Below are 15,709 nucleotides of genomic sequence, written 5' to 3' on the forward strand. Positions count from 1 at the left end.
CCTCAGACACACCCACCTCGCCCGGAGGCCCTCCCCTCGTTCAAGCCGACACGCCGTCGAGCACTGACAACAACGTCCTGAGTCACTACAGCTAGGGCCGGATCGGGCCGGTGCCGAGGGCTCCGGGCGCAGGGCCAGGAGTAGGGCCGGTGGGGGTAGGGCACAGGCCGAGGCACAGCCTCACCCGGACGCAACGAACGGCACTCTCGTCCACTCCTGGTGGACGAGAGTGCCGTTCGTTGCCGTCAGGCGGGCGTTGCCATCAGGGCTCATGGGTGGGGGTCAGAACCAGCGCTCGAGCACCAGCGCGACCCCGTCCTCGGCGTTGCTAGCGGTGATCTCGTCGGCGACCGCGCGCAGGGCGGGGTGCGCGTTGGCCATCGCCACCCCGTGCCCCGCCCACTGCAGCATCTCCAGGTCGTTGGGCATGTCGCCGAACGCGATCACGTCCCCGGCCGGGACGCCCAGGTCCTCGGCGACGGCGGCCAGCCCGCTCGCCTTCGTCACGCCCGGGGCGCTGATCTCGACCAGACCGCGCGGGTGGGAGAAGGTGAGGTCCGCGGCGTCGCCGATCACCGGGGCGAGCGCGGCGACCATGGCGTCGCTCGACAGGGAGGGGTTGCGGACCAGCAGCTTCACCGCGGGCTCACCGAGCAGCTCGGACCGGTCGACGACCGCTCCGGCGGCCTCGTCCCAGGCGTTCCGGTAGCCGGGTTCGGCCAGGAACGGCGAGGGTCCGTGCGCGCTCCTGCCGACCCGCTCGACGGCGAGCCCGCTGCCCGGCAGCGTCTCCAGCACCGCGCCGGCCAGCTCGGCGAGCGTCGCCGCGGGCAGGGCGCGGTCCCACACCACGCGGTCCTCGACGGCGTCGTAGAGCAGCCCGCCGTTGGCGCACACGGCCAGCCGGACGTGCGCCAGCTCGGCGAACACGGGCGGGATCCAGCGCGGCGGGCGGCCGGTGACCAGCACGAACGGCACGCCGGCCGCGACGACCTGCGCGACCGCCGCGGCGGTGCGCGGGGTCACGTGTTCGTCGGGATCGAGCAGCGTGCCGTCGACGTCGGTGGCCACCAGGCCGGGAGCTTGCACGTCGACCAGCGTACGGTTCAGCCGAACTGCAGCGACCGCTTCGCGAGCCCGTACCAGTAACCGTCGACCTTCGTCCGGGCCGGGCCGTCGTCGGCGCTCGCCCCGAGCGTGACGAAGAGCGGGGCGAAGTGCTCCGTGCGCGGGTGTGCGATGCGGGCGGCCGGGGCGGTGTGGGCGAAGTCCAGCACGGCGTCGACGTCGTTGCGGGCCAGCGCCTCGGCGCCCCACTCGTCGAACTCCCGCGACCACGCCGGCGCGGGTGCGTCGGTGCGGCCGCCGACCTCGCGCAGCGCGTGCAGGTTGTGGGTGAAGAAGCCGCTGCCGACGACCAGCACCCCCTCGTCGCGCAGCGGGGCGAGCCGGCGGCCGAGCGCGTAGAGGTGCTGCGGATCGAGCGTGGGCATCGAGATCTGCAGCACCGGGATGTCCGCGGCCGGGAACATCTCCTTGAGCGGCACGTAGACACCGTGGTCGAGGCCGCGGGTGGGCTCGTCGCGCACGGGGGTGCCGACGAGCTTGCGCACCTGGTCGGCCAGCTCCGGCGCGCCGGGCGCCGGGTAGGTGACCCGGTAGTAGTGCTCGGGGAAGCCCCAGAAGTCGTAGACGAGCGGCACGGTGGTGGTCGCGCCGATGGTGAGCGGTGCGTCCTCCCAGTGGGCCGAGACGACGAGGATCGCCGACGGTCGCGGCAGCTCGCCCGCCCACGCGGCGAGCTGGCCGGGCCAGATCGGGTCGTCGGCCAGCGGCGGGGCGCCGTGGCTGAGGTACAGCGCCGGCATGCGGGACATGGTCGAGCCTCCAATTATGTGAACTCTCAACCATCGTACGGCCGCGACGCCGCGTCGAGAACGAACTCATGGTGATCAACAGCGCTTTTCGATCACCACAGGTTCGTTCTCGACGCAGTACCCCGCACTCAGATGATCGCGACCGCGACGACGGTGCCGATCGCGATCTGCGCGGCCGCGATCACCCACGCCTGCGGCAGCAGCTCCTCCGCCTTCAACACCTCGCCCACGTCGATGCCGGTGACCCACTCGAGGATCCGCACCGCGGCGACCTGGGCGATGATCCCGACCAGGCCGAAGATCAGCGTCTGCAGCAGCCCCTCCAGGAGGGTGCCCGACGACACCGAGATCGCGGTGACGATCACCAGCGCCATCGCGAGCAGCCCCGAGGCGGTGACCAGCACCGATCCCGGGTTGCCGCCGCGGACCATGCGGATGAGCGGGCCGGGCGTGGTCACGTCGACCGCCCAGAACCCGATCAACAGCAGCAGGAGGCCGAGCAGCGCGTAGAGCAGGATCGCGCCGATCCCGATGCCGATCAGGCCGAAGAAGTCCGGACCGATCACGGTCTGGTCCACACCTACCTCCAGGGGAGCTCACGTGCCGAGCGGCGGGGGACCGCTCACGACTGCGGGATGCGGTGGGGCACGAACGCCGCGCCGTCGTCCGTCACGAGACCGGCCGACTCGCGGATGCCCAGCCCCGCCGCGGAGTCACCGACGATCCAGGCGCCGAGAACCGGACGGTAGCCGTCGAACTCGGGCAGCGGGGCGAAGAGCTGGTAGACGTACCCCTCCTCGCCGTAGACACCACCCGTCCGGTGCTCCATGCCGGGCGCGACGATCGAGATGTTGGCGCCCTCGCGGCCCAACCGGGGCTTGCGGACGTACTCGGTCAGCAGGCCGGGCTGATCGAGGAAGGCGGGCAGCAGGTTGGGGTGGCCGGGGTGCATCTCCCACAGCACGGCCAGCAGCGCCTTGTTGGAGAGGATGCACTTCCACAGCGGCTCGATCCACAGCGTCTCCGGCAGGTTGCGCAGCACGTGCTTGCCGAAGTCGTCGTTGAAGATCCACTCCCACGGGTAGAGCTTGAAGACCGTGGAGATCGTGGCCTCCTCGAGATCGGTGAACCGGTCGAGCGTGACGTCCCAGCCGATGTCCTCGATGGCCAGCCCGATCGTGTCGAACCCGGCCTCCGCGGCGGTCTCCTGCAGGTAGCTGACCGTGACGTGGTCCTCGCCGGTGGTGTCGCCCGCGGACCAGGTGAAGTACACCTCGCCCGACGGCAGCCGGTTCTTCAGCGCCCGCCAGCGCTCGACGAGCTGCTCGTGCAGCGAGTTCCACTGGTCGTCGCCGGGGTGGGTGTCCTGCAGCCAGTACCACTGCAGGATCGACGCCTCGAGCAGCGTGGTCGGGGTGTCGGCGTTGTACTCCAGGAGCTTCGCCGGCCCGTTGCCGTCGTAGCGCAGGTCGAACCGCCCGTAGACGTGCGGATCGGAGCGCTTCCACGACGCCGCGACGGCTTCCCACGCGAACTCCGGGATGGCGAAGTCGCGGAACCGCCCGGCCGTGACGACGTGGTCGACGGCCTCCAAGCACATCGAGTGCAGCACCTCGACGTCGGCCTCGAGCGCGAGGACCTCGTCCATCGAGAACGTGTAGTGCACCGACTCGTCCCAGTACGGGCGCGCGACGCCGCCGATGCCGCGGCCGGGGGTGTTGAAGCACATCCCCTGCTCGCGGATCGTCTGCTCCCAGCCAGGACGCGGGGTCCCGGTGCGTCGTTCCATGTCCCGCCCCGCTCAGCTGCCGCTGGACTTGCTCGACGAGCCGCCGGACTTGCTGCTGCCGCTGCTGCTCTTGGCGCCGAGCCCGCCGCGCACCGAGGTCGAGCCCGAGCTGGAGCCCAGCGACGGCCCGTCGCCGGACGACGACCTGCCGCCCGAGATCGTGCGCCCGGAGGTGTAGGTCTTGATCTTGGTCTTGTCGCTGGGGAGCGTGGTCGTCCCGCCCTTGACCCGCTCGCCGAGCGTGCCCGAACCGCCGTACGTGTAGTGGTACTGGCGCCCGCCTGCGCCGATGAAGATCGGGTACGGGTACGCCCCGGAGGGACCGCTGCTGCTCGCGACCGGGGTGACGCAGTTCGAGTCGTCGACGATCACGCCGTCCTCGTCGGTGCAGTAGGCGGTCTCCTCGTCGCCCGACGTGATGAGGTAGCCGATCCCGATCACGGCGGCCAGCCCGACGGTGACCCCTGCCCCGTTCATGATCCGCCTGCGGATGCGCTGCTTGCGCGCGGCCTCCTCGGCCTCGCGGCGCGCCTCCTCGGCCCGGCGCCGCTCGGCCTGCTCGCGGGCCTTCTGCTCGGCGAGGGTGGGCTCGCGCGGCGGGGTGGTCCCGTCCTGGAAGCGCATGCTGCCCGGCCGCGGCTCCTCGGGAACAGGTCCCTCGGTCACGGACGCCCTCCTTCGATCAACGCTGCCGCCGATCAACGCTGCCGGACGGCACCGTACCCGCTGATCGGCAGGACCGGTCCCGTCGACCGAATCGCAGGAGAACCGAAGCCCGATCGTGACGTTCGCAGCACGGCGACGACCGATGGTCGCTCGGGCGGCGCGGCGCGGCGCCCTCGGAACATCACCCCGGGGCATGATTGTGCCGTCATGACACGCTCCCTGACCGCTCCCGGCCGGGCGGACGCTCCCCCACAGACGACCGGCCGGCACGGCGCTCCCCCCGCCGCCGTGCGCCCCGCGCGATCCGCGCAGCCCCCGAAGCTGCCCGAGTCGCGGATCGTGCGTCGGATCGTCGCCGGTGTGCTGGTCGGTGCCTTGACGATGTTCGGCGTCGCCACGCTGGACACGCTCACCGGCGCCCAGGTGCCGGTGCTGGGCACGCTGGCCTCGCTGCCGGTCCCGGAGGGCGAGCGCGGCCGCGCGGTCGACGCCGAGGTCCCGCCGCCGACCCCGGGCACCTGCCTGACCTGGACCCGGGTCGACGCGGCCGACGCGACCGTCGTCGAGTGCGCGCAGCCGCACCTGTTCGAGCAGGCGGGCGCGGTCATCCTGGCCGACCAGGCCGTGCTGCCGGACGACCGCAAGTGGCGCCAACTGGTCTCCGAGCGGTGCACGCCGCTCGTCAAGCAGTACCTGGGCAAGGAGCTCGACCCGAACGGGAAGTTCCGCATCGGCGCGCTGAAGCCCTCGGCGGCGAAGTGGGAGGACGGCGACCGGGAGCTGCGCTGCGGGCTGCAGAGCGCCTCCCGCTCGGGTGCGCTGTACCCGTTGGTCGGCCGCGCCGCCGAGGTCGACCAGTCCAACGTGTTCCAGCCGGGCACCTGCCTGGGCATCGACGGCAAGACCGTCGGTGACCCGGCTGACTGCGCCGGTCCGCACGCCGTGGAGACGGTCGCGATCGTCGACCTGAGCACGAAGTTCACCGGCAAGTACCCGTCCGTGGACGACCAGGACGCGTTCCTGCAGCCGGAGTGCGCCAAGCGGGCCGCCCAGTACGCCGGCAGCGAAGAGGCGATCTCGCAGAAGAAGCTCACCGTCTACTGGGACAACCTGACCGAGGAGTCCTGGAACGCCGGCTCCCGCAAGGTGAACTGCAACCTGGCGGCGCTGCTACCCGACCGCAGCGGGTTCGCCCCGGTCACGGGCTCGGTGAAGAGCACGGTGCAGGTCGGCGACCAGCCGGCTCCGCCCGCGGAGAACAAGGCCGGCACGCCGGTCCTGCCGCCGGCGATCGACGGCCCGCCCGCGCACGCGCCGCTGCCGGGTGAGGGCCCGGACAACACCACCGAGCCCAGCCCCGACGCTGGTCAGACGCCGGCGCCGGAGCAGACCCCGGCGACGACCGAGTCGCCCACCGCCACCCCGTCGGCGGCGGCTCTACCGTTCGGGTTGTGAGCCTTCACCTGCCCCGCCGGCAGTTCGAGGAGCTGGTCGCCGACGCGCTCGACATGATCCCGCCGGAGCTGACGGCGGCCATGGACAACGTCGTCGTGCTCGTGGAGTCCCGGCATCCCGACGACCCGGAGCTGCTGGGGCTGTACGAGGGCGTGGCGCTCACCGAGCGGACCTCGTCGTACGGCGGGGTGCTGCCCGACCGGATCACGATCTACCAGGACGCGATCTGCGACATCTGCGCCGACGTGGAGGAGGTGGTGCACGAGGTGGCGGTCACGGTCGTGCACGAGGTGGCCCACCACTTCGGCATCTCCGACGAGCAGCTGCACGAACTGGGCTGGGGCTGACCGCTATTCAGCGGGTCCGCCCGCGGTGACGTCGCCCGGCTGGGGCACGGTCTCGTCCACCGACTCCAGCTCCCACCGGCCGTTCGCCCGCGCCCGCAGCACCACGAGGCCGGTGTTGGGCAGGTAGCCGGGCAGGGTGGGGCGCCCGACCATCGCGCCGGCGACGATGCGGATCGCACCGCCGTGGCTGACCAGCACGACGGTGCCGGACGCCTCAGCGGTGATCTCCTCGACGACCGGCCGGAACCGGGCCCACACGTCGGCGGCCGACTCGCCGCCCGGCAACCGCACGTGGGACTCACCGCGGTGCCAGGCCGTGTCGGTGGCGTGGAAGATCTCGCGGGCGGCGTCGTCGGCGCGCTCCTCCAGATCGCCCACGTACAGCTCGTGCACGCCCTCGACGACGGTGACGTCGAGCGAGTGCGCGGCGGCGACCGGAGCCGCGGTCTGCTGCGCGCGGATCGCGACGGAGGAGTACACGGCGGTGACGTCGGCCCCGGCGAGCCGGGCGCCCAGCGCCCGCGCCTGGGCCCGCCCCAGCTCGGTCAGCGGTTCACCGGGAGGCAGGCTGGACAGCCGCTTCTCGACGTTCGCCGGGGTCTGGCCGTGCCGGGCGAGGACGAACTTCACGCGCCGGTCCCCGCTCGCAGCGACTCCACCCACGCCCACGACGCCTCGTACGCGCGGTCGTCGGCGTCCCCGAGCGGGACGACCGTCCGCGGCGGCGTCTGCCCGCTGGTCCCGTTGCCGGCGCGGGGGTAGGAGCCGAGGAACCGCACGCGGTCGCAGCGGCGGTGCAACGCCGCGAGCGCCTCCCCCACGGCCGGTTCGGCGACGTGCCCGGCGAAGTCGAGGTGGAACCAGTACTCGGCGTGCCGGTCCTTGATCGGGCGGGACTCGATGCGGGTCAGGTCGATCCCGCGCACCGCCAGCTCGGTGAGCACACCGAGCAGCGCGCCCGGCCGGTTCTCGGTGGTGGCCGCGATCGAGGTGCGGTCGTGCCCGGTCGGCGGCGGGGGCGGCGAGCCGGGTCGGCGCACCAGCGCGCAGCGGGTGACCGCGCCCGCGGTGTCGGCGACGTCGTCGGCGAGCGTGTCCAGCCCGTGCAGCTCGGCCGCCAGCGGTGCCGAGATCGCGGCGTCGATCTCGCCGCGGGCCACCTGGGCGGCGGCCTCCGCGGTCGACGGCGAACTGACCACCTCGGCGTGCGGGAGGTGGTCGGCGATCCACCCACGGGTCTGGGCGATCGCGTGCGGGTGGGAGCCGATCGTCCGCACGTCGTCGACCTTCGTGCCGGGCCGGACCAGCACCGCGAACCGCGGCGCGACCAACGCCTCCCGCACGATCACCAGCGGCGGGTCCACGACCAGCCCGTCCAGCACGGCCGGCACCGCGCCCTCGACGGTGTTCTCGATCGGCACGCAGCCGGCGTCGACGCTGCCGTCGCGCACCGCGTCCAGCACCGCGAGGCTGCCGACGCACGGCACGAGCTCGGCGCCGTCGGCCTCGGGGAGCGAGCGCAGGGCCTGCTCGGTGAACGTGGCCCGCGGGCCCAGGAACGCGATGCGCAGAGTCATCGGGCCAGCAACCCCAGACGTGCCAGCCGGGCACCGGGCCCGGAGTCGGAACCGAGCTCGACCCCGCAGTGGGCGATCAGCTGCCGCACGCCGGTCACCGCGCGCTCGGACAGCGCCGCCAGCTCGGCGGCCAGGGCCGTGGCGTCGGTGGAGGCGAGCGCGCCGCGCACGTCGCCGGAGGTGATCGCCCTGGCGACGGCCACGACGAGGTTCAGCAGCCCGTGCGCCGCACCGTTGCCCGCCGGGCGGACGACGTCGGCGACGCCGAACGCGGTGAAGCCACTGCCGGACTCGACCGCCACCTGGACGAACTGCTCGACCTCCGCGTCGTCCGGCACGTCGGACACGCGCGGTCCGCCGACCCGCAGCCGCGGGGTGCAGCCGTGGTCGGCGACCCGGCGGACCGCGTCGAGCCAGGCCGCGGTGCCGGCCTCGTCGCCCACGTGCGGGCGGCGCGGCTCCACGACCGGCACGACGTCCTCGGGCACGAACTCCGACACCCGCTCCAGCCACACGGCGTCGACGTCCGGTGGGGCAGCGGTCTCGACGCTGCGCGGGGTGAGCAGGTTCGGCCGGGACAGCACGGTGGACAGAGCCTTCGGCACCGCACCGAGCCCGGTGTCGACGACGAGGGAGAGGTCCACGGGGCGGTCGAGCCCGCGGCGGGCCAGGTCGGCCACGAGCTGGGGCAGCCGGGAGACGGGGCACACCAGGTGCCCGACCAGGCCGCCGTAGCGGCTGTCGTCGCGTGCTGCCAGGTACCGCTCCACCACGTCCTCGACCGGCTCGGCGGTGGCCCGCGGCCGCAGCAGAGCAGTGTCGTCGACCAGATGGGCGAACAGCGGCGGAATGCCGACCTCGCCCGTGCCGTCCGCCGTCACGGACCAGACGCTAACCGGTCGGCCCGAGCGGCCACGCAACACCCCTGGACAGCCGATTGGCGAGCAATATAACTTAGCCTCACCTAACTGGAGGTGAGGAACGCTTGGCTGCGACCCGAACGCGCCGCCCGCCGGCCCCGACCGGCGCCGAACGAGCGCGCAGCATCGCCGCCCGGGGTGGGCAGGCCAGCATCGTCGGAACGGGTACGGCCCCGACCGTGCCCCTGGTGCACCACGTGCGCGCCGACGGATCCACCGCGATGCTGCTGCCCGACGACGACCCCCTCCTGCAGCGCGTGCGCGCCGCCGGCAGCGACGGCCACGCCGTGATGCTGGAACTGACCGACCGGGCCCCGGTCGACCTGCGCGAGCCCGTCCGCGGCCTGCTGTGGATCACCGGCATGCTGCGGATGCCCACGCCCTTCTGCGCGCGCCGGATCGCGGTCGGCATGGCCGAGGCGATGCCGGACCCGCGGCTGCTCGACCTCGGCCACGGCGCCACGCTCGTGCGGCTCGATCCCGGATCGGCCGTGCTCTCGGACGGCGAGGGCACCGCCGCGCTCTCCCCGCTCGACCTCGCGGCCGCCGTCCCCGACCCGTTCTGCCGCTACGAGACGAACTGGCTGGCGCACCTGGAGTCCGCGCACCCGACCGTGTTCACCGCCCTGCACCGGCACCTGCCGGCGTACCTGCGCGACGACCGCAGCGCCCGCATCCGCCCGCTCGGGCTCGACCGGTTCGGGCTGCGGCTGCGCGTCGAGACCCACGACCAGGACCACGACGTCCGGCTGGCGTTCGAGCGGGAGATCCGCACCCTCGACGAGCTGCGCGAACAGATGAGCAAGCTGGTGGGGTGCCCGTTCGGGCGGGCCCACCGGCACGCGAGCTGAGGCTCGGGGTCAGTCGGCCTCGAGCGGGCTGCGGCCCGCGTGGACACGGGCCGTGACCCGGCGCTCGGCGAAGAACGACGCGAACGGGATCGTGCCGGCCACCAGCACGACGAGGGCGTCGAGCGGCTTCCAGCGGGCGCGCTCGGCGAGCAGCAGCGTCACCACGATGTAGACCATGTACAGGAAGCCGTGGCCGACGCCGACCACGGCGACCATGCCGGGCTGGCCGAAGAAGTACTTCAGCGGCATCGCGATCAGCACGAGCACGAGCAGCACCACACCGGTCACGTACGCCATGACGCGGTAGGCCAGCAGCGCGGTGTCCGTGTTCAGCGATGGCGACACGCCGTTCTCACTCTCCCTCTCGGGCGGCGAGGCGCGCGGCGATCTCGGCCAGCCCCTGGTTGTACGCGGCGAGCCGCCGGTCGTCGGGATCGTCCTCGTCCAGCTCCGGGACGACCGCGGTGGCGGGCCGGGGGCCGAACGGCGACGGTCCGTCCGGCAGCGGCCGCGGCGCCGCCGGCACGGTGGGCCGTGTGGTGTTCTGGGCGGTGGTCTGAGCAGCCGGTGCGACAGTGGCGGGCTCGCCCTCGGTGGGTTTCTCGGCGTCGGTGCTGGATCCGTCGGTGCTGGATCCGTCGGTGCTGGATTCCGTGCCGGCTTCCCCCTCGGCCAGGCGCGCGGCCTCCATACGCAGGAAGCGCCACCACATGACCCCGAAGAAGACGGCGAAGAGCGGCCACTGCAGGCCGTAGCCGACGTTGAGCGCGCTACCCATGGCCGACCCGGCCCGGCCCCACTGCCAGGCCGCCAGGAACCCGCACGTGACCATGGCACCGAGGGTCAGCAGGTGCCACAGGATCCACCGCGGGGTGAAGATCAGCCGTCGCACAGTCCCACGATACGCGGCCGGTAGCGTTCGTTCCCGTGAGCGGGACCGGTTCCGGTGTGATGCGCGGCTGGCTCGCCCCCCAGCGGCCGGGCCGGGTGGCCGTGCTCACCGATCCGCGGGAGCGGCGGCTGGCGGCGACCGAGATCCTCGTCGTGCTGACCGTGACGCTCGGGCTGCGGGCGCTCTCCAGCGGGCTGTCGCTGATCGAGGCGGCGCTGCAGCCCGTGCCGCTCAACGAGCAGCAGGTGGCGCTCAACGCGCCCGCCTCCCGGAACGAGCTCGTCGACCTGGCGTTCCAGCTGGTGCGGGTGCTGCAGCTGGTCGGCTGGGGAGTGCTGGGGGCGTACCTGCTGGTCAGGGCGGGGTTCGCGCTGCGGGCCGTGGGGCTGGACGCGAAGCGGCCGGGCAAGGACGCGGTGTGGGCGGCGGGGATGGCGGCGCTGATCGGGATCCCCGGACTCGGGCTGTACCTGGTCGCGCGGGCGCTCGGCGTGTCGCTGACGATCGCCCCCTCGCTGCTGACGGACACGTGGTGGCGCATCCCTGTACTCGTCGCCTCGTCCGCCGCGAACGCGTGGGCCGAGGAGGTGGTGCTGCTCGGCTACCTGCTCACGCGACTGCGGCAGCTCGGCTGGTCGGAGAACCGCGCACTGGTGCTGCAGGCGGTGGTCCGTGGTGCCTACCACCTCTACCAAGGGCTGGGAGGCTTCGTCGGGAACCTCGTGATGGGACTGGTGTACGGCCGCTTCTGGCAGCGCACCAACCGGCTGTGGGTCCTGGTGCTGGGCCACACCCTCATCGACGTCGTGGCGTTCGTCGGCTACGCGGTCCTGGCCGGGAAGGTGGGCTGGCCGTAGCGGACGGGACGTAGGACTCGCCCGCCGAACTGCGGGACTCGCCAGGCGAGGTGCGGGACTCGCCGCACGAATCGCAGGACTCGCCGGACGGAACGGGGACTCGCCGGGCCCGGACCCGCGAGCCGTGCGTTCGGGCCGGCGAGTCCTGCGTCCAGACCAGCGAGCCTCGCGGTTCGGCCGGTCGGTTGTGCGTCCGGCCGAGCCCGGGATCACCGCAAGGTGACCTGCTTGCCCGCGATCACGTCACGGGCCCGACGCTCGGCGTCCGTGAGCGGGGTGTCGTCGGCCAGCGCGGCCTCCAGCCGCTCCGCGAACGCTGTGACGGCGTCGGTGTACTCCTTCGCGTGCAGCTCCCGGTCCACGTCCCACACGGGGACGAGCAGGCCGTGCGCGCGGAACGAGCCGGCGTACTTCGTGCCCTCGCCGAGGGTCAGCCGGCCGCGGGCCTGCAGGCGGGCGAGCGCCGCGGTGAGCTCCGGCTCGGGCTCCGGGCGGACCCAGCGGATGTGGGCCTTGCTGCCGGTGTCGACCCAGTACGCGCCGCGCACGCCGTCACCGACGGCCTCGGTCGGCATGATCACCGCGTTGGCGCGCTCCAGCATGGCCATGACCTCGGCGGAGGGCTCGCCGCCGTCCTCGGCGGGCGGCACCCACCAGCCGAAGTCCTGGTGGAGCGTGAGATCGAGGTGGGCAGTGGGGTCGACGACGTCCTGCAGGCGGACGAGATCGACCGCGGTGCCGGGCCCGACCACCGGCAGCGACGTGCCCGGCTCGGCGTCGAGCGCCCAGCGCAGGGCGCGACCGAGGTCGGCGGACAGGTCGCCGGACCGGGTCTGCACCTGCATGCCGAGGAACACCTCGCCGGTGTCCCGCACGAGCGCGGCGACCGCGCCAGGCAGCACCGTGGCGAGGGTGACCGGCCGTTCCGCGGGCTCGCGCAGCGGCAGCGGCGCGGTGGCGGACGGCAGGAACTCGCGCATGGCGATCAGGTCGGGCTCGATCGCGAGGCCCTCGAAGGGGCGGGTGACGATGACGTCGTCACCGGCGCCGTGGCAGGCCTTGTAGCGCTTCCCTGAGCCGCACGGGCAGGGGCGGCGGGGGTTCTCGCCGGGTGCCGCGGAACGGGTGCGGTCGCGTGTCTTCTTCGCCATGGTGGCGTGAAGGGTAGCGGCGGGGCGGATGATGTCGTGTCGTGGTCCCGTTCGATCCGCGTGACGAGGCGTTCCTCGCCGACCCGTACCCGACCTTCGCGCGGCTGCGCGCCGAGGCGCCGGTGCACGACCATCCGCTGCTGGGGATGCCGGTGGCGGTGTCGCACGCGGCGTGCTCACAGGTGCTGCGCGGGCGGGAGCTGGGCCGGATCTGGAGGGACGCCGAGCCGGCGGAGTCCTTCCGCGCGTTCAACCTGCTGCACCGCAACTCGCTCCTGGAACGGGAGGGCCCCTCGCACGCGCGGCTGCGCAGCGCCGTCGCCGGGGCCTTCAACCGCGGCCACACCGCCCGGCTGGCGCCGTGGGTGGGCGCGCTGGCCGACCGGCTGGCCGGTGAGCTGGCCGCGGCGATCGACGAGCACGGCTCGGCCGACCTGATGTCGATCCTCGCGGCGCCGCTGCCGGTCGAGGTGATCGCGGAGCTGCTCGGCGTGCCGGAGCCGACCCGCTCGCGGATGCGCGGCTGGTCGAACGCGATCGTGGCGATGTACGAGCCGGATCCCGGCGAGGCGCGGCGCGCAGCCGCGGAGCGGGCGGCGGCAGAGTTCGTGACCGAACTGCGGGCGTTCGCGGCGCACCGCGCGCAGCATCCCGGTGACGACCTGGTGTCCGACCTGCTGTCCGCCGATCTCGATCCGGACGAGCTGGTGGGGACGGCCGCGCTGCTGCTGATGGCGGGCCACGAGGCGACGGTGAACGTCATCGGCAACGGGGTGCTGGCGCTGCTCACCCACCGCGACCAGTGGAACCGCCTGATGGCCGATCCGGAGTTGGACGAGCGGGCCGTCGAGGAGCTGATCCGCTTCGACGCTCCGCTGCAGCTGTTCGAGCGCACCGCCGTCGCCGACACCGAGGTGGCCGGGTACCCGGTCCCGGCCGGCACCAAGATCGCGGTGCTGCTGGGCGCGGCAGCACGGGATCCCGCGGTCGTGGACCGGCCTGACGAGCTGGACGTCGGCCGGCACCCGAACCCGCACCTGGGGTTCGGGCTGGGCGTCCACTACTGCTTGGGGGCGCCGTTGGCGCGAGTGGAGGTGGCAGCGGCGTTGGCGGCGCTGCGGTCGCGGCTGCCGGACCTGGAGCTGGCCGCGCCGCCGGTGCGTCGCCCCGACTTCGTCATGCGGGGGTTGCGGGAGCTGCGGGTGACCCGACGCTGACCAGCACTTCCCGCCGGGTCACCCGGAACGGCCCGAGCAGCTGCGTGATCCGCGTGACGTGCACGGCGAGCAGAGCCGCGGAGAGTGTGGCGGCGAGATCGACGAGCGCGTGCAGCACGACGCCGTCGGCGCGGGCCTGCACGCCGGGCAGGAGCAGCCACACGACGGCGAGCACCGCGAGCACACCGTTCGCGGCCCAGGTGAGCCACCAGGCCAGCAGGAGCCGGGACGGGCGGGGCCGCTGGTCGCGCGGCCGTTCGAGCACGGCGTGCTCGACCTCGGCCAGCACCGCCCCGGGCACGACGAGGTTCAACCCGGGCACGATCCAGCCGAGCACGATCTCCCGCGCCGTGCGCGCCGGCCGCACCCCGGCGTGGTCGGCGGCCGCCTCGCAGACGCGCAGCGTCCACAGCACGGTGGCGACCCCGGCGACGAGCGCGAGTACCGGGGCGACCCATCCGGCGGCGGCCACGAGCGCGTCGGAGGCGGCGACGGCGGGCGGGGAGAGCGCCTCTCCGCGGCTGATCAGCAGCAGCGCGTAGCGCCACACCTCGGCGCCCGCGGCGATGGCCGTGACGACCGCGGTCGCCCACAGCAGGGGCACCACGGTGCCCGCGAGGGCCCGCGCCGTGTAGAGCGCAGACGGTGGCTCGGGCGCGTCGTCCTCCGGGTCCCGCCACGGCACGGGCGGGAAACCCCAGCGCGGGATCCAGCGGTAGAACGGCGCTCCCCGGTACGGCTGCCGAGGTGGGCGCGGCGCGGCCGGTGGGTACACCGAGGACGGCGGTGCGGCCACCCACTCCAGCGGTGCGGCCGCGAGGTGCCGCCCGCACCCGGGGCAGTAGGGGCCGCCCGCCGGTCCGGCGTACCCGCAGTGCCGGCAGCGAACGCCCTGCGCACCGGCCTGGCTCACGGTCCTACGCGACGGTCGGTTCGGCGCCGGGGACCTCGGCGACCATCGGCCGGCCCGCCAGCTGCCACGCCTGCATCCCGCCGTCGACGTTGATCGCGGAGTGGCCCTGCTGCGTCAGGTACGCGACGACGCGCGCGGATCGGCCGCCCGAGCGGCAGATCACGAACAGCGGATCGGCGTCGGGGAGCTCACCGAGCCGCGCCGTCAGCTCGCTCATGGGGATGTGCTGCGCAGTGGGCGCGTGGCCGGCGGCCCACTCGTCGGCCTCCCGGACGTCGAGCAGGACGGCGTCGTCGGGCAGCTCGTTCACCCCGACAGCGGGGACAGGACCGGTCATGTCCTCGATCCTGCCATGGCCCAGGTCATGCCCGGGTGAACGAGCAAGCGCCTCTACCCGAGAACGGCGAGGGTGGAGATGGCCGCGGCGGCGCGGACCGGGCGCTGGCGCATGCGGAACGCCAGCACGTCGCCCATCGTGAACCGGCCGGTGCTGCGCAGCAGCTCCGCGACCAGCAGCAGCGCGACGAGCCACGCGACGAGGAAGCCGATCGAGTACAGGAACCCGTCGTGGCCGGCGAGCGCGATGGCGCCGGCGATGCCGCGGAACGACGCGCCGCGAGGTGGTCGCCCGCGATCGCGACGCCGTTCTGCGGGCCGGTGAACATGCGGCCCGCCGCGTAGTGTCGCCCGCGGTGCGGTTGGTGCGGCTCTCCCGGTCGGCGAGCACGGGGGTGATCACCACGACCACCCCGACGATGCCGACGTTGAGCCAGCGGTTGCCCATCAGCTCGGGGCCGCCTGGGCCGAGGCGGTGCTCACGAACGCTCCTCTCGACCGCGGTGCGGATGCGCTCGGCGAGCGGGTCGATGCGGCGCTCGGCGTAGCGGACGGTGAGCGCGAGCGTCGTCACGAACTGCATCAGCCCGACGAGCAGGCCGATGTCGACGTTGCCCGCCACCCGGATCGCCATGACGTCCGGCGCGTACGACGCGAGCCGGATGGAGGCCAGGTACCAGAGGAGGAACGGGGTGCTGGCCGGAAAGACGAACCGGCGCAGTCGGCGAAACAGCACCCGGAAGTCGGGCTGTCCTGGATCTCCTGGTGGACAGTGCCTCGCGAACGTTCCCCGGTCGTGATCATGCGTGTCCCCTCCGGGTGCCGACATCGCTCGTAGGGAGCGGTTTCCGCAGCGATGTG

Annotated in this window: 18 protein-coding genes and 2 pseudogenes; 5 read left to right on the forward strand and 15 right to left on the reverse strand. The window is 73.4% G+C overall.

The window, feature by feature from the left end:
• Positions 1-282 precede the first annotated feature (282 nt).
• The 5 genes from BUE41_RS31325 to BUE41_RS15960 form a co-directional block, all read right to left on the reverse strand.
• Entirely contained in the window at positions 283-1,089 is an 807-nt protein-coding gene (locus BUE41_RS31325) for an HAD family hydrolase (protein WP_073457917.1), read from the reverse strand.
• A gap of 17 nt (positions 1,090-1,106) precedes the next feature.
• Positions 1,107-1,877, reverse strand: a complete 771-nt coding sequence (locus tag BUE41_RS31330) for a dioxygenase family protein (protein ID WP_073457918.1) — start codon at positions 1,875-1,877, stop codon at positions 1,107-1,109.
• 128 nt (positions 1,878-2,005) lie between these two features.
• Entirely contained in the window at positions 2,006-2,455 is a 450-nt protein-coding gene (locus tag BUE41_RS15950) for a DUF350 domain-containing protein (RefSeq protein ID WP_234997290.1), read from the reverse strand.
• A 44-nt stretch (positions 2,456-2,499) separates the two neighbouring features.
• A complete protein-coding gene (locus tag BUE41_RS15955) occupies positions 2,500-3,666 on the reverse strand; it encodes a glutathionylspermidine synthase family protein (RefSeq protein ID WP_073457919.1) in 1,167 nt (388 codons plus the stop codon).
• A gap of 12 nt (positions 3,667-3,678) precedes the next feature.
• Positions 3,679-4,332 carry a hypothetical protein gene (locus tag BUE41_RS15960; protein WP_073457920.1) on the reverse strand — a complete coding sequence of 218 codons (654 nt, stop codon included), beginning with the start codon at positions 4,330-4,332 and terminating at the stop codon, positions 3,679-3,681.
• Between the two features lie 207 nt (positions 4,333-4,539).
• On the opposite strand from BUE41_RS15960, the gene BUE41_RS15965 reads away from it, so the two are divergent.
• Together BUE41_RS15965 and BUE41_RS15970 are read left to right on the forward strand one after the other, a co-directional pair.
• Positions 4,540-5,787 carry a septum formation family protein gene (locus BUE41_RS15965; protein ID WP_084755180.1) on the forward strand — a complete coding sequence of 416 codons (1,248 nt, stop codon included), beginning with the start codon at positions 4,540-4,542 and terminating at the stop codon, positions 5,785-5,787.
• A complete protein-coding gene (locus BUE41_RS15970) occupies positions 5,784-6,134 on the forward strand; it encodes a metallopeptidase family protein (protein WP_073457922.1) in 351 nt (116 codons plus the stop codon). Before BUE41_RS15965 ends, BUE41_RS15970 begins: the two co-directional genes overlap by 4 nt.
• Before the next feature lie 3 nt (positions 6,135-6,137).
• On the opposite strand, the gene BUE41_RS15975 is transcribed toward BUE41_RS15970, so the two are convergent.
• The 3 genes from BUE41_RS15975 to BUE41_RS15985 are packed head-to-tail and all read right to left on the reverse strand — an operon-like array spanning position 6,138 to position 8,592.
• Positions 6,138-6,764, reverse strand: a complete 627-nt coding sequence (locus BUE41_RS15975; protein ID WP_073458070.1) for a histidine phosphatase family protein — start codon at positions 6,762-6,764, stop codon at positions 6,138-6,140.
• Positions 6,761-7,711: a prephenate dehydratase gene (pheA, locus tag BUE41_RS15980; protein ID WP_073457923.1), complete on the reverse strand. Its 951-nt coding sequence runs from the start codon at positions 7,709-7,711 to the stop codon at positions 6,761-6,763. The genes BUE41_RS15975 and pheA overlap by 4 nt, the downstream gene beginning before the upstream one ends.
• Complete coding sequence (locus BUE41_RS15985) at positions 7,708-8,592, reverse strand: hypothetical protein (RefSeq protein ID WP_143172190.1); 885 nt, start codon at positions 8,590-8,592, stop codon at positions 7,708-7,710. The genes pheA and BUE41_RS15985 overlap by 4 nt, the downstream gene beginning before the upstream one ends.
• Before the next feature lie 218 nt (positions 8,593-8,810).
• Here BUE41_RS15985 and BUE41_RS15990 point away from each other — a divergent pair, with 218 nt between their 5' ends.
• On the forward strand, positions 8,811-9,482 hold the full coding sequence (locus BUE41_RS15990; protein ID WP_234997292.1) for a DUF2470 domain-containing protein: 672 nt from the start codon (positions 8,811-8,813) through the stop codon (positions 9,480-9,482).
• A gap of 9 nt (positions 9,483-9,491) precedes the next feature.
• On the opposite strand, the gene BUE41_RS15995 is transcribed toward BUE41_RS15990, so the two are convergent.
• Both BUE41_RS15995 and BUE41_RS16000 read right to left on the reverse strand, forming a co-directional pair.
• On the reverse strand, positions 9,492-9,827 hold the full coding sequence (locus BUE41_RS15995) for a DUF3817 domain-containing protein (protein WP_073457925.1): 336 nt from the start codon (positions 9,825-9,827) through the stop codon (positions 9,492-9,494).
• Positions 9,828-9,834: 7 nt separating this feature from the next.
• Positions 9,835-10,374: a hypothetical protein gene (locus BUE41_RS16000; protein ID WP_073457926.1), complete on the reverse strand. Its 540-nt coding sequence runs from the start codon at positions 10,372-10,374 to the stop codon at positions 9,835-9,837.
• Between the two features lie 59 nt (positions 10,375-10,433).
• On the opposite strand from BUE41_RS16000, the gene BUE41_RS16005 reads away from it, so the two are divergent.
• Entirely contained in the window at positions 10,434-11,231 is a 798-nt protein-coding gene (locus tag BUE41_RS16005) for a CPBP family intramembrane glutamic endopeptidase (RefSeq protein WP_073458072.1), read from the forward strand.
• Between the two features lie 209 nt (positions 11,232-11,440).
• Here the strand turns inward: BUE41_RS16005 and BUE41_RS16010 are convergent, their stop codons facing one another.
• Positions 11,441-12,382, reverse strand: coding sequence for a DUF5926 family protein (locus BUE41_RS16010; RefSeq protein ID WP_073457927.1), 942 nt, complete (start codon positions 12,380-12,382; stop codon positions 11,441-11,443).
• 41 nt (positions 12,383-12,423) lie between these two features.
• Between BUE41_RS16010 and BUE41_RS16015 the strand changes: the two genes are divergently transcribed.
• Positions 12,424-13,599, forward strand: coding sequence for a cytochrome P450 (locus tag BUE41_RS16015; protein ID WP_073457928.1), 1,176 nt, complete (start codon positions 12,424-12,426; stop codon positions 13,597-13,599).
• Here BUE41_RS16015 and BUE41_RS16020 read toward each other — a convergent pair.
• The 4 genes and pseudogenes from BUE41_RS16020 to BUE41_RS16035 all read right to left on the reverse strand — a co-directional run.
• Positions 13,559-14,512 carry a DUF4328 domain-containing protein gene (locus BUE41_RS16020; protein ID WP_084755182.1) on the reverse strand — a complete coding sequence of 318 codons (954 nt, stop codon included), beginning with the start codon at positions 14,510-14,512 and terminating at the stop codon, positions 13,559-13,561. The genes BUE41_RS16015 and BUE41_RS16020 overlap by 41 nt on opposite strands.
• A gap of 4 nt (positions 14,513-14,516) precedes the next feature.
• Positions 14,517-14,849 (reverse strand): rhodanese-like domain-containing protein, encoded by a 333-nt coding sequence (locus BUE41_RS16025; protein ID WP_073457929.1) that lies wholly within the window; start codon positions 14,847-14,849, stop codon positions 14,517-14,519.
• A 62-nt stretch (positions 14,850-14,911) separates the two neighbouring features.
• Positions 14,912-15,296: pseudogene (locus BUE41_RS16030) on the reverse strand (sodium:solute symporter family transporter); the annotation flags it as partial.
• A 69-nt stretch (positions 15,297-15,365) separates the two neighbouring features.
• A pseudogene (locus BUE41_RS16035) lies at positions 15,366-15,677 on the reverse strand (DUF485 domain-containing protein); the annotation flags it as partial.
• Between the last annotated feature and the right edge of the window lie 32 nt (positions 15,678-15,709).

The organism is Pseudonocardia thermophila, assembly GCF_900142365.1.
In the GTDB taxonomy this organism is placed as follows: domain Bacteria; phylum Actinomycetota; class Actinomycetes; order Mycobacteriales; family Pseudonocardiaceae; genus Pseudonocardia; species Pseudonocardia thermophila.